Source organism: Catonella sp., from assembly GCF_057250765.1.
In genome coordinates this window covers 1-13,757 of the sequence record NZ_DBHIEC010000017.1, presented here as the reverse complement: position 1 = coordinate 13,757, position 13,757 = coordinate 1, and the positions used below count along the sequence as shown (strand labels likewise).

The following is a 13,757-nucleotide window of genomic DNA, read 5'->3' as shown; positions in this document are numbered from 1 at the left end:
TGTTATCCTATCTAAGTACCACCATTATAACTTGTACTATCCAACTAATATGAACTCCTTTAACAGCTTTTTATTCTTACCACCTAGATCTAGCATGTATATTTTAGAAACTGCTTCACCATTTATTTGCACAAGGGCTTTACTTCCGCATAATCTTACCTGTGCAATTCCCATATAGTTGTCATCTGCTTTCTTGACCGTTAATATCGTTTTGTATTCCCATGCCCCATCTTTATAGGTGCCTGCTCTTAGCTCTTTATTACTAAACACAAGTTTTGTTTTAGTAGAGGCATCATATAACTGTGAAAGTACGACATTTTTCTCTTCTTGTCCTGTCTTAAAGTCAAACCATTTGGTATCTGGCTTCTCATCGACATACTTTGCTCTGGAGTAGTACATATTTTCTCCTGATAGCCCAAGAGTGTAATACTCTCCCTTTTTAACCACTTTTTTATGTCCTCCATCCATATCCATTTTATAAATGCCTAGAGTTTTACTGTCACCATACTTCTGCACTTTTTCAGCTATATAGTATATTGAATTACCTGATACCACTGGAGAACGCCCAATTGCAAGTTCCTCAACTTTCCCATCTTTTGTGACTTTGTATATGGAGCGCCATACAGGGTTGGAGCCATTGGTTCTCACTCCCAGAAAATAATTTTTATAGAGTTTAAGACTATCAAATCCATAATAGCCGTATTTTTTGCCTTTTAGTACTCCCGTTTCTTTCCCGGTTGTAATATTTCTCTTTATTGTGTTGTACTTTGACTTCTTAAAGCTTCCAGAGTTGATACTATAATATATATTCTTCCCATCAGAGGACGCACCAAATAAATGCTCTCCATACCCTTGGCTTTCAATAACTTTTGAGCCGTCTATAGCTTGCTTAGTCTTTACATCCGCCTTCACCTTATCGGGAGAAAGAAAAAGCCCTGAAAGTATCGTGGTTCCAGCTAAACATAATGCGATTATCTGCTTACTAATCCTCATATACATTTCCTCCGTTTTTAGTTGATAGTACTTTAGTTGATACATTATTACGATATTTGCATAGAATTATAGTTCTTGTATGTTGTCATGTCAACCTGAAAAAAGCCCCCAAGGAAATCCCTGGAGGGCTCAAATTTACTTAATTGATAATCATTCAGTTACAATTACTCAATGATAGTAGCAACCTTACCTGATCCAACTGTTCTACCACCCTCACGGATAGCGAAACCAAGACCAGCTTCCATTGCAACCGGGTGAATAAGTTCAACAGTAATCTCTGCGTTATCACCAGGCATACACATCTCTGCATCGCCATTAAGTGTAACTACACCTGTAACATCAGTTGTTCTGAAGTAGAACTGTGGACGATAGTTGTTGAAGAATGGAGTATGACGTCCACCCTCTTCCTTTGAGAGAACGTATACCTGAGCTGTAAACTTCTTGTGGCAAGTTACACTGCCTGGTTTACAAAGAACCTGTCCTCTTTCAATCTCATCACGGTTAACACCACGGAGAAGAGCACCGATATTATCACCAGCCTCAGCTGTATCAAGAAGCTTACGGAACATCTCGATACCTGTAACTGTTGTCTTTCTATTCTCCTCACGTCCACCAACGATCTCAAGTTCGTCGTTAAGGTGAAGTGTACCACGCTCTACTCTACCTGTAGCAACTGTACCACGACCTGTAATTGTGAATACGTCCTCTACAGGCATAAGGAATGGCTTATCTACATCACGCTCTGGATCTGGGATGTAAGAATCAACTGTATCCATAAGTTCCATAATCTTATCTCCCCAAGGACCATGTGGATCCTCAAGAGCCTTAAGAGCTGAACCTCTAACGATTGGGCATCCCTTGAAGCCATACTCTTCAAGCTGCTCTGTAACTTCCATCTCTACGAGATCGATAAGCTCCTCATCATCAACCATATCACACTTGTTAAGGAATACTACGATGTAAGGAACACCTACCTGACGGCTAAGAAGGATGTGCTCTCTTGTCTGAGCCATAACACCGTCTGTAGCAGCAACAACGAGGATAGCACCGTCCATCTGAGCAGCACCTGTGATCATGTTCTTAACGTAGTCAGCATGTCCAGGGCAGTCAACGTGTGCATAGTGTCTCTTCTCTGTTGAGTACTCTACGTGAGCTGTAGAGATAGTAATACCTCTTTCTCTCTCTTCCGGAGCCTTATCAATGTTTGCGAAATCTACAGCATTGTTTCCCTGTACTCTCTCAGAAAGAACCTTTGTTATAGCAGCTGTAAGTGTTGTTTTACCATGATCTACGTGACCAATGGTACCAATATTACAATGTACTTTACTTCTCTCAAATTTAGCCTTTGCCATTTTGAATCTTCCTCCTTAATTATGGAAAATATTGTGATTACTTCATCACTTTTCTAATTATCAGGTTGACTTTACAACTTTGTTAAAATGTACTAAAGCCAACCATATTAAGTCCTATTATATTCTAAAAACTGTCTATTTGCAAGCATAATTATTATAATTACTTGCCAGCCCTTTCCTGGCTTCTTGCTGAAAGAACTTTTTCCTGAACGTTCTTTGGTACCTGCTCGTAATGATCAAAGAACATTGAGTAGTTACCACGTCCCTGAGTTCTTGAACGAAGGTCTGTCGCGTATCCGAACATCTCTGCAAGTGGTACAAAGCCTTTAACCATCTTACCACCACCGATGTCTTCCATACCCTCAATACGTCCACGGCGTGAATTGATATCACCAATTACATCACCCATGTACTCTTCAGGCATTGTTACTTCAACCTTCATGATAGGCTCAACCAGAACTGAACCACCCTTATTCATAGCGTCCTTCATAGCCATAGATCCTGCTACATGGAATGCCATTTCTGAGGAGTCAACTTCGTGGTAAGAACCATCGTATACGTTTGCGTGTACACCGATAACAGGGAATCCGCCAAGGATACCTGCTCTTGTAGCCTCTTCGATACCATCAAAGATAGGCTGGATGTATTCCTTAGGAATAGCACCGCCGACAACGGTAGACTCGCACTTAAATGTCTCTTCTGAGTTAACATCAAGTGGTGCAAACTTAACCTTACAGTGACCATACTGACCACGTCCACCGGACTGTCTGATGTACTTAGCTTCAACTTCGCAAGGCTTTGTAAGAGCTTCTCTGTATGCAACCTGAGGTGCACCAACGTTAGCTTCTACATTGAACTCACGAAGGAGACGGTCAACAATAATCTCAAGGTGAAGCTCACCCATACCTGCGATAATTGTCTGTCCTGTCTCTGTATCGGTATGTGCCTTGAATGTAGGGTCCTCTTCAGCAAGCTTAGCAAGAGCCTCACCAAGCTTACCCTGACCTGCCTTTGTCTTAGGCTCGATAGCGAGCTCGATAACAGGCTCTGGGAATTCCATTGACTCAAGGATAACAGGATGCTGCTCATCACAGATGGTATCACCTGTTGCTGTAATCTTAAGACCTACAGCAGCAGCTATATCTCCTGAGAATACCTCCTCAATCTCAGTACGCTTGTTAGCGTGCATCTGGAGGATACGGCCTACTCTTTCCTTCTTGCCCTTAGTAGCATTAAGCACATAAGAACCTGACTTAAGGATACCTGAGTAAACTCTAAAGAAAGCAAGCTTTCCTACGAATGGGTCAGTCATAATCTTGAATGCAAGTGCTGAGAATGGCTCCTCATCAGATGAGTGTCTAACCACCTCGTTACCGTCAGGATCAACACCTGTGATATCAGGGATATCTGTAGGTGCAGGCATATACTCGATAACTGCATCAAGAAGCTTCTGAATACCTTTATTTCTATATGCTGTACCGCAGCAAACAGGAATAGCCTTACACTCAATTGTTCCCTTACGAAGAGCTGCCTTAAGAGCAGGAACTTCAGGAATATTGCCGTCAAGGTACTCCATCATAAGCTCGTCATCAAGCTCACAGCACTTTTCAACGAGTTCGTCATGATAGATTGCTGCATCATCTTTTAAATCATCAGGGATATCAGTAACCTTGATATTCTCTCCCTTATCTCCTTCGAAGATGTAAGCCTTCATCTCAAACAAATCAACAACACCTACAAATGTATCTTCTTTTCCGATTGGAAGCTGAAGAAGCACTGGGTTCTTGCCGAGCTTTGTCTTAATCTGGTCTACTGCTCCGTAGAAGTTAGCACCAAGTATGTCCATCTTATTTACATAAGCCATACGAGGTACGTTGTACTGATCAGCCTGTCTCCATACGTTTTCAGACTGAGGCTCAACACCGCCCTTAGCACAGAACACGCCTACAGCACCATCAAGTACACGAAGTGAACGCTCAACCTCGACTGTGAAGTCAACGTGTCCAGGTGTATCAATGATGTTGATACGATGTGCTAATGCGCCCGGCATTGGCTTACCCTCTTTTTCAAGAGTCCAATGGCAGGTTGTCGCTGCGGATGTGATGGTTATACCTCTTTCCTGCTCCTGAGCCATCCAGTCCATGGTAGCAGTACCTTCGTGGGTATCACCAATCTTATAGTTTACACCAGTGTAGAATAAGATACGCTCTGTAAGAGTAGTCTTACCTGCATCGATATGAGCCATAATACCGATATTTCTGGTTCTTTCAAGTGGATATTCTCTCTTAGCCAACGATTTTTCCTCCAATTACCAGCGATAATGAGCGAATGCCTTGTTAGCATCAGCCATCTTATGCATATCCTCTTTCCTCTTAACTGCCGCTCCGGTGTTATTGATAGCATCCAGTATTTCGTTAGCAAGTCTTTCTTCCTGTGTCTTCTCACTTCTTGCGCGAGAAAATGTGGTAAGCCATCTAAGTGCTAACGCCTGTCTTCTTTCAGGTCTAACCTCAACAGGCACCTGATAGGTAGCACCGCCGATACGGCGAGCCTTTACTTCAAGTACAGGCATGATGTTATTCATAGCCTCTTCAAAAGCATCTACTGCTTTTTTGCCGCTCTTCTCTTCAACACGAGCAAAAGCGCCATATACGATCTTCTGTGCTACGCCCTTTTTACCGTCAAGCATGATGTTGTTAACTAATTTAGTAACAAGCTTGCTGTCGTAAATTGGATCTGCGAGCACGTCTCTTTTTACTATATGTCCTTTACGTGGCACGTTTCTTCCCTCCTACATAGAATTCTGATTACAGATTCTTAGGTACTCACTATCATTATTAGTGTCCGTGCTGGGGTAAATCTTACTTTGTTTCTTAATATTCCTGCACTCCAACTCGCAGATGCTTTGCATCTTGCTCGTTTGGGCGGGAGCTAAGCTCCCACCCTTAATCAAACCTCCTAAACCACCGTGCATAAGTAAACTTATGCGGTGTTTTCGGTCGGTTTGATTCGAGTGCCGGATTTTATCTCTTATGTAAAAATTAATCCCGCACTTTTAATCCTAAAATCCTTGTTCGATTGTTCGCTAATTATTTAGCTTCCTTTGGTCTCTTAGCACCGTATTTACTACGAGCCTGACGTCTCTTAGCAACACCTGCTGTATCAAGGGTACCACGAACAATATGATATCTTGTACCTGGAAGGTCCTTTACTCTTCCTCCACGGATAAGAACAACACTATGCTCCTGAAGGTTGTGTCCTTCACCCGGGATGTAGCTTGTAACCTCGATACCGTTAGAAAGACGTACTCTGGCAATCTTTCTAAGCGCTGAGTTAGGCTTCTTAGGTGTAGCTGTTCTAACTGCTGTACACACGCCTCTCTTCTGTGGAGAAGACTGTTCAACAGTAGTCTTTCTTAAGGAGTTAACTGACTTCTGCAAAGCAGGAGAGTTAGACTTCTTAGTAGCTGTCTGTCTACCCTTTCTTACGAGCTGATTAAAAGTTGGCATTAATTTTCACCTCCTATTTTCTTATTTTTTAGTACCGTGTACATATCTGCACACAAAATCTACGCATGTTAAGCATGCGTAATTGCAATTATATTACATTTTTCAGACTCTGTCAAACAAAATTTTATGCCGTATTTCCGCCTTGTAGTTCTCCATATAAATTATCTATAAAATATAGCCTTTACGACACTTCATCACTCCACAAACTCATACATTTCCTTAGCATCGTCCTTCTTCACCGTCTCAGCTATCTCTGTGACCCTGACCTTTATCTGCTTGTCGCCAAAACCTATAGTTATGATATCTCCTATCTTAATCTCGGTTCCTGCCTTTGCCTGCTTGTCATTTACATAGACTCTTCCGGCATCACAGGCAGACTTAGCCACCGTTCTTCTTTTAATAAGCCTTGATACTTTTATATACTTGTCTAATCTCATACTTCTCCTTATTCAGTACCTGCGCTCACCTCAGCCGCTCTTTTGTACATTGCCCGGGGGCAGGCTTCCTTTACACAATCCTCACATCCTACGAAAGGTTAATACTAAAAAAGAGGAGCCATCCTTTGCAGACAGCCCCTCGCCTCTTATGAGTTAATTACTTCTTTGACTTTGTGTTAATAGCATCTTTAAGAGCCTTACCAGCCTTAAACTTTGCTGCGTTTGATGCAGGTATCTTAATAGTCTTCTTTGTCTGTGGGTTTCTTCCTTCTCTTGCAGCTCTCTTTGATACTTCAAATGTACCAAATCCTACTAACTGAACTTTTCCACCCTTCTTGAGTTCCTCAGTAACAACCTCCACAAAAGCCTTAACAGCCTTCTCTGCCTCAACTTTCTTCAACTCAGTTTTTTCAGCGATAGCTGATACAAGTTCTGCCTTATTCATGGAATAAATCCTCCTATAATTTTCTAGTGCGAGCATAACCCCGCTCACAAAATAAGTCTACAAGATACTTATAAACTTATTATTCGGATTTGTCAAGTCATTTTCAAGGAAAATAGTTGATTTTTAGGCACATCGGTAATATTTTCCCAGATTTTCTTCCTTATTCTCCATCGATGTCAAGCCCGCTAATGTCGATTCTATCAATGTTTTCCCAGTAAATCTCTGCTGTATAGGCGTTTTCCCAAGAGTTATAAGCATCCTTAAATAATTTTTTGGCTTCATCCCCTTTTACGCCTGCTTCACTTGAAAATCCGTCAAAAAACTTTGTAGCCATATAATTTTCCAGATAAATCCCTGTTATCAGTTCCTCATCCAGATAATACTTGGCCTTAAGCATGGGATCTATGCCCTTTAGCTGCTCTTTTGCAGCCCTTTTTATCTCTTCTTCTTCCTCAGTTGTCAGTCTATATCCTTCGCTTTTAGCCTGATTGACTATTACCTTCAGTCTGGCAATTTCCTCTATAATATCTGACTTTAGCTCATCCTCCACTCTTCTGCCATTTTGGACTATATCCCAGACCTTATCACCAAGTAAGGCCTCATAGTCCTTCTTTGTAGCAAGAAGATAGAATTCAAACTCAGGATAATACACCGTTTCATTGCCTATTTTTATTATAGGTATCTCTGCGCTTACCATCCGTGCAGGAGCAAAAATCTGAGCCTGGGATATAATCTCATCAGTTTTTTCCCCTACACCAGGTATCTCTTGATTTCGGTAGTAAAATACAGCCGAAAGTATTCCTAAGAACATCAATACAAATGCGCCTAGCTTAACCGGCAGATTCCTTCTCATTATCCCTCCTTTTCCTCTTTCAGTCTGCAAAGCGAAAGCTCCTTTACAAGCCACATAAGAGCCTTAATCTTATCCTCCGCCTTTATCTTATGCACTCCGTCTCCAAATCTGTATTCAAAGTTTGTATCCTTACCGCTCTTTAGCTTTAACCTGCCCTCACTCTCAGCCATTAGAGAGCCCAGCTTATTCACATCAAACTTAATATCAGTATATATGTCTATCCTAGCCTTTTCATCCCTGATCTCAACCTTCGTAGCCCCTGCCTCGTGAGCAAGCTGCCTTATATAAGATATATTTATAAGGTTATCTAGGGCATCAGGCATCTCGCCATAGCGGTCTATAAGCTCATCCTTTAGCTCAAGCAGCTCTTCATCAGAATATATAGTAGCTATTCTCTTGTACATTTCAAGCCTTGATACTTCGTTTCTTATGTATTCGGCTGGAATATAGGCTGATATCTCAATATCTACCAAGGTATCATATTCATCAGCAGATACAGCCTCTCCCTTAAGCCTCTTTACTTCCTCGTTAAGCATCTTGCAGTATAGGTCATAGCCAACCGCCTCCATATGGCCCGACTGGCTCTTACCAAGAAGATTTCCCGCTCCCCTTATCTCAAGATCTTTCATAGCTATCTTAAACCCTGAGCCAAGATCTGTAAACTCCTTAATTGCCGCGAGCCTCTTTTCTGCAATTTCCTTAAGCATACGGTCACGCTTGTACATAAGAAAGGCATAAGATGTCCTCGAGCTTCTGCCCACTCTTCCTCTTAGCTGGTAAAGCTGCGAAAGCCCCATCTTATCGGCATCGTCTATGATAATGGTATTAACATTGGATATATCAAGCCCCGTCTCTATGATAGTCGTAGATACAAGGACGTCTATTTCACCATTAATGAACTCAAACATTATCCTTTCAAGCTCTCTCTCATTCATCTGCCCATGTGCATATGAAACTCTTGCGTGAGGCACCATTTCAGCTATCTTGCCCGCCACATCTTCTATACCGTTTACCCTGTTGTACACATAGTAAATCTGGCCGTTACGCCCAATCTCCCTGTTTATCGCTTCTCTGATTATTTCGTCATCGTGTTCAAGCACATAGGTCTGAATAGGGATTCTGTCCACAGGAGGCTCTTCAAGCACCGACATGTCCCTGATTCCCACAAGGCTCATGTGTAGCGTTCTTGGTATAGGGGTCGCGGAAAGTGTGAGCACATCCACGTTTTGCCTTAGTTTCTTTATCTTCTCTTTATGGCTCACACCGAACCTCTGCTCCTCATCTATTATGAGGAGGCCTAAGTCCTTATACTTTATCTCAGCAGAAAGTACCTTATGAGTGCCGATAATGATGTCAATAAGGCCCGCTTTTAGCTTCTCCTTTATCTTCTTCGTCTCAGCAGATGACTTAAACCTCGATAAGAATTCCACTGTTATAGGGAAGTTCTGCATTCTTTTTGAAAATGTTGCAAAATGCTGTCCTGCAAGTATGGTAGTTGGTACAAGCATGACCACCTGTTTCCCTTCGGATACCGCCTTAAATGCGGCTCTTATAGCCACTTCAGTCTTTCCAAAGCCCACATCACCGCAAACCAGTCTGTCCATTATCCTTATGCTTTCCATGTCAGCCTTGACATCTTTTATTGCATTCAACTGGTCTTCTGTCTCATCATACGGGAACATTTCTTCAAATTCCTGCTGCCACACAGTATCCTTGCCATATCTAAAGCCTTCTTCCTGCTGCCTCTTAGCATAAAGCTCCACCAAATCCTTAGCTATCTCACCAATGGACTCCCTTACCTTGGATTTGGTCTTCTTCCACGCCTGTCCACCCACCCTGTCTATCTTTGGCTTGGCTCCGCTTGCACTTGAATACTTCTGTAATATATCAAGGTTGGTGGTAGGCACGAAGATACTTACATCACCGCTATAATCAACCTTTACATAGTCCTTGGTTACTCCCTCCACAGTAAACTTCTCTATACCTCTGTATACTCCGATTCCATGGTTTTCATGAATTACATAATCTCCCTCGTGAAGCTCTGAGAAATTCGCTATGGACGCCCCGTCTATCTTCTTTTTCTTTCTGTTTGTCTTCTTCTTTTCTGCTCCAAATATATCGCTTTCAGAGATAATAGCGAACTTAATAGAAGGGTATTCAAAGCCCCTCCTAAGATTACCCTGTATGGTAACAACTTCCCCGATTATAGGTATTCTTTCTCCATTTTCGAGGTAGTTTGCCATAAGTTCCCTCTCCCTAAAGTCCTCAGCAAGCCTCTCTGCCCTCGACTTTGAAGAGCTTACAACCACTACCCTGTATCCCTCTTTTTTGTACTTTGTTAAATCTTTGATAAGGGTTTCAAAGCTGTTATTATAAGGGTTAATGTTCCTTGAAAGCACATCAAACCTCTTTTTTGCTTCTATATCTCCCGTTCTCGTCTCTAGTAAGCTTAAAAGTACAGTATTCTTCCCTGCAAGTTTTGCAAGTACCTTTTTATAATCCCAGATTGTATCCGCCTGCTTTGAGAGAATGTAGCCCTTTTCAAGCCTGCTTCCCATACTCTCACGCCATTCAAAAGAAACAGCCTTACCCTTTTCCTCTATCCTTATAGGCTCATCTATGAAGAAGATGTCTTCCTCATTAAAATAATCAAAAAATGTCTCTGTCTCATCAAAGAAATAGTTGATGTAGCTGTCTATACCAAATGAACCGCCGTATATTTCAAGGTTATCCTTAAATTCCTCTATGGTGCAGTGTATTCTGGCAGCTTCCTCCGTCTTCATTTCAGCCCTAAGCCTCTTATACACCTCTTCTTTTTCTTTGTTCAGCCTTTTAAGTCCTTCATTCTTCCTCTCTTCATCTATAATTATTTCAGTTGCAGGATAGATGAGTAACTCCTCCACATTCTCAATGGAGCGCTGGCTCTCCACATCAAAAGCCCTAATAGAGTCGATTTCATCTCCCCAGAACTCGAGTCTCATAGGTGTTTCCTCTGTAAGCGGGAAGATGTCAAATATATCTCCCCTTACTGCAAACTGTCCCTTTCCTGATACCTGGGAGGTCTTTTCATAGCCAAGGACTGCAAGCTTTTTGCTAAGTTTAGATATATCAAAGCTGTCACCCACTGACAGCCTTACTATCCTCTCCTTGACATAGGAAAGCGGCAGCACCCTGTCAAGTCCCGCCTCTAAACTTAAAATCACCGTTGAGGGTTTCTCCTCAATCAGCCTCTTTATTACCTCAAGCCTGCCGCTTACTATCGCATTGCCATGCACATCTGCCGCAAAAAACATAATGTCCTTCGCAGGATATATAACAGCTTTTTTATCATAAAGCTTCATATCAGCTTGGATTTCCCTGGCTCTTATCTCGTCATAGGTTATTATGACCTTATGCCTTTTGTCCGCGGCCTCCGACAGGGTTTCTATTATATTACACTTTTGAGCATCCATACAGCCTGTGATAAGTACAGGCAGCTCCTTTTTATTGATGCAGTTTAGAGCCTTATCTATCTCAGAAAGTTCCAAAAGTGGTTCAGTAAGTAGATTCATCTTGTCTCCTTATACCGAGATTTTCATTCCATTATACTTATTCATGGCTGCCTCTGCCCCTTCCTTCATTACGGTCAGTATGGCAGCCCCTGCATTTTCTATGACCTTCCTTATAAGTGGCTCGGTATCCCTGTCAAAGCCTGACAGCACGTGGTCTGCAAGGTCGCCTCCTTCAGGCTTTCCACCCACACCGAGCTTTAGGCGGATGAATTCATTGCCGCCAAGATGAGATATGATACTCTTTATGCCGTTATGTCCTCCTGCACTACCCTTAACCCTTATCCTGATATTGCCGGGCTCAAGGTCTATGTCATCCTGTATGATGATTAGCTCAGTAGTCTCATCTACCTTGTAGAAGTTAACAGCCTCTCCCACTGCCTCACCTGATAGGTTCATGTAGGTCTGGGGCTTCATAAGAAGAACCTTCTCGCCCTCTATAAAGCCCTGTCCAAGCTTTGACTTAAAGCCTGTCTTTGAGAGCGAAATACCATATTTATCAGATAAATAAGTAATTACGTCAAAGCCTATATTGTGGCGTGTTCCTGCATATTTTCTGTCCGGATTCCCTAGTCCTGCTATTATATACATAATTTTCCTTCTTTCACTTATATTTACATGGATATAATAAGAGCCTTCATCTCCATTATTCTCATTTCCACATATTAAATCTATGGGAATATTCATATTAATTCCTGCCTCTCATTCTAGCATTATCCACGCCTAAAGACAATAAATATAATGAAAAACCATAATTCTAATTTGTAGAGCGCATAGATATAAAAAATGCACTTTAGAATTGAATTTAAAGCGCAAAAGCGATATCCTTATAAATGGAGCGAAGAGGTAGCGGATTCAAGACGATTCTTGATGTTTATGAGGCTCAGGAACGATACAAGGAAGAATTAAAGCCTGTGTTTTATACGGACGGATATAATTTTTTCCTGACTCTTTGGAATCTGAATTATGAATATAATAAAGCGCAAAATAAAGCGCAAAATAAAGCGCAAAATAACCAGATAACTAATCGCGAACATATATTACTTCTTCTTAAAGAAAATCCTTCATTAACACAAGTTGAGATATCAGAAATGATGAATAAATCCAGGAGAGCAATACAAATGCTGATGAAAGAACTTATTGATGAAGGTGTAATTGAACGGATTGGATCGAAGAAAATGGGGTCATGGATTGTAAAATAAAGGAGCAATTTGCCGTTTTTATTTCAGGAAGGACAAGTAAAGACAATGAAAAAAAGAGCAAAAACAATGCTAAGGCTATTATTAAGGATAGTAACAATTATTGTTTTCTTAATTTTGATTTGCTTTGTTTATCATAGGTATAGGCTTACTGTAGAGGAAAAATTAAGAAAGCCATTAGGACAGCTCATTGATATAAATGGGAAAAATATGAGTATATATGTGGAAGGGAGTGGTTCAAAAACACTTGTATTTTTATCGGGGGCTGGAACCTGCTCTCCCATTCTGGACTTTAAGTCGCTATACTCATTGTTAAGTAACAAGTATCGTATCGCTGTTGTTGAAAAGTTTGGATATGGATATAGTGATATTGTCGATGAAGATAGAAATATACAGACTATATTATCTGAAACAAGATTAGCTTTGCATAAAGCAGGAATCGATGGTCCGTATATTTTATGCCCGCATTCTATGTCTGGAATTGAAGCACTTTATTGGGCTCAGGAATACCCAGATGAAATCGAAGCAATCATAGGCTTGGATATGTCTGTACCGGAATGTTACAAGAATATAAAAATAAATCTTTCACTGATGAAACTCGGACAATATGCATCTGCTCTAGGAATTACCAGGCTAATTCCTGCACTTGCAGAAAGTGATGCCATAAAGCATGGAACATTGACTGATTATGAAAAGAATGTGTATAGAGCAATTTTTTATAACAGGACGGCAACTGTAACAATGATAAATGAAGCAAAGACTATTAAGGATAATGCAAGGATTGTAGAGCAAAATGGAGTGCCACAGGTTGATATGTTGTTATTTATTTCTAATGGCACTGGTGGAACTGGTTTTGATAAAGAAATATGGAGAAAAATAACGGAAGAATACATCAGAGAAGTGAAGTCTGGAAGGTATGTAGAATTGGATTGTCCACATTATGTGCATGATTACGAATATAGAAGAATAAGTAAGGAGATTAAAAACTTTTTGAGTGATTGATATTTATTAGTAATTTGAAGGGGCGGATATGGAGTTATAAATTTAAGTTGTCGGTATGAACACATTATACAAAGTTGACGCTTTGTTTTTGCGTTGCTCAGAGACGCATTGCGAAGCACCTAAGCCTATGAGCAATGCAAAAAGGTAGGAGCGTCACTTAGATTAAAAACAATCACATTAGCCCTACAAATCCTAATCTGGTGCTGGGAACGGTTCATAGTCACATCCATATGATTGAGTTTTTTGGTAAAATTGTTTCACCTTACAGGTGAATTGTAGTAAAATATAAAACTTTTAATAAACCACGGTAGCTTAGGCATTTTCGTAAAAGTTAGATTTTTAACTTCACGGATTCAGGACATTAACTATCCCATCATAAGCATTTTTGTCTTTTATCTCGTTGTGAGAAATCATAATTA

12 protein-coding genes are annotated in these 13,757 nt (G+C 40.9%); 2 read left to right on the top strand and 10 right to left on the bottom strand.

The genetic code is table 11. From position 1 onward, the window contains the following. Positions 1 to 36: 36 nt before the first annotated feature. From ACO6HM_RS09350 to pth, 10 genes are all read right to left on the bottom strand, one after another. A complete protein-coding gene (locus ACO6HM_RS09350; RefSeq protein ID WP_485390783.1) occupies positions 37 to 993 on the bottom strand; it encodes a hypothetical protein in 957 nt (318 codons plus the stop codon). A 164-nt stretch (positions 994 to 1,157) separates the two neighbouring features. After that, positions 1,158 to 2,345: an elongation factor Tu gene (gene tuf / locus ACO6HM_RS09345; RefSeq protein WP_485390782.1), complete on the bottom strand. Its 1,188-nt coding sequence runs from the start codon at positions 2,343 to 2,345 to the stop codon at positions 1,158 to 1,160. A gap of 160 nt (positions 2,346 to 2,505) precedes the next feature. Then, positions 2,506 to 4,638, bottom strand: coding sequence for an elongation factor G (fusA, locus tag ACO6HM_RS09340; protein WP_485373090.1), 2,133 nt, complete (start codon positions 4,636 to 4,638; stop codon positions 2,506 to 2,508). 15 nt (positions 4,639 to 4,653) lie between these two features. Beyond that, on the bottom strand, positions 4,654 to 5,124 hold the full coding sequence (rpsG, locus tag ACO6HM_RS09335) for a 30S ribosomal protein S7 (RefSeq protein WP_208429864.1): 471 nt from the start codon (positions 5,122 to 5,124) through the stop codon (positions 4,654 to 4,656). A 310-nt stretch (positions 5,125 to 5,434) separates the two neighbouring features. Next, the gene (rpsL, locus tag ACO6HM_RS09330) at positions 5,435 to 5,854 is read right to left on the bottom strand and encodes a 30S ribosomal protein S12 (RefSeq protein ID WP_208429865.1); all 420 of its coding nucleotides are present in this window, start codon (positions 5,852 to 5,854) and stop codon (positions 5,435 to 5,437) included. A gap of 194 nt (positions 5,855 to 6,048) precedes the next feature. Beyond that, on the bottom strand, positions 6,049 to 6,291 hold the full coding sequence (locus tag ACO6HM_RS09325) for an RNA-binding S4 domain-containing protein (protein WP_485379282.1): 243 nt from the start codon (positions 6,289 to 6,291) through the stop codon (positions 6,049 to 6,051). A gap of 157 nt (positions 6,292 to 6,448) precedes the next feature. Beyond that, the gene (locus tag ACO6HM_RS09320) at positions 6,449 to 6,736 is read right to left on the bottom strand and encodes an HU family DNA-binding protein (RefSeq protein ID WP_208429867.1); all 288 of its coding nucleotides are present in this window, start codon (positions 6,734 to 6,736) and stop codon (positions 6,449 to 6,451) included. Between the two features lie 160 nt (positions 6,737 to 6,896). Next, on the bottom strand, positions 6,897 to 7,589 hold the full coding sequence (locus tag ACO6HM_RS09315) for a hypothetical protein (protein WP_485390781.1): 693 nt from the start codon (positions 7,587 to 7,589) through the stop codon (positions 6,897 to 6,899). Continuing rightward, positions 7,589 to 11,140 (bottom strand): transcription-repair coupling factor, encoded by a 3,552-nt coding sequence (gene mfd / locus ACO6HM_RS09310; protein ID WP_485390780.1) that lies wholly within the window; start codon positions 11,138 to 11,140, stop codon positions 7,589 to 7,591. Before mfd ends, ACO6HM_RS09315 begins: the two co-directional genes overlap by 1 nt. 9 nt (positions 11,141 to 11,149) lie before the next feature. Further along, positions 11,150 to 11,728: an aminoacyl-tRNA hydrolase gene (gene pth, locus ACO6HM_RS09305; protein ID WP_485390802.1), complete on the bottom strand. Its 579-nt coding sequence runs from the start codon at positions 11,726 to 11,728 to the stop codon at positions 11,150 to 11,152. Between the two features lie 242 nt (positions 11,729 to 11,970). On the opposite strand from pth, the gene ACO6HM_RS09300 reads away from it, so the two are divergent. Both ACO6HM_RS09300 and ACO6HM_RS09295 read left to right on the top strand, forming a co-directional pair. After that, positions 11,971 to 12,339, top strand: a complete 369-nt coding sequence (locus ACO6HM_RS09300; protein WP_485390779.1) for a winged helix-turn-helix transcriptional regulator — start codon at positions 11,971 to 11,973, stop codon at positions 12,337 to 12,339. A gap of 45 nt (positions 12,340 to 12,384) precedes the next feature. After that, positions 12,385 to 13,338, top strand: a complete 954-nt coding sequence (locus ACO6HM_RS09295; protein ID WP_485390778.1) for an alpha/beta hydrolase — start codon at positions 12,385 to 12,387, stop codon at positions 13,336 to 13,338. The last annotated feature ends 419 nt before the right edge of the window (positions 13,339 to 13,757 follow it).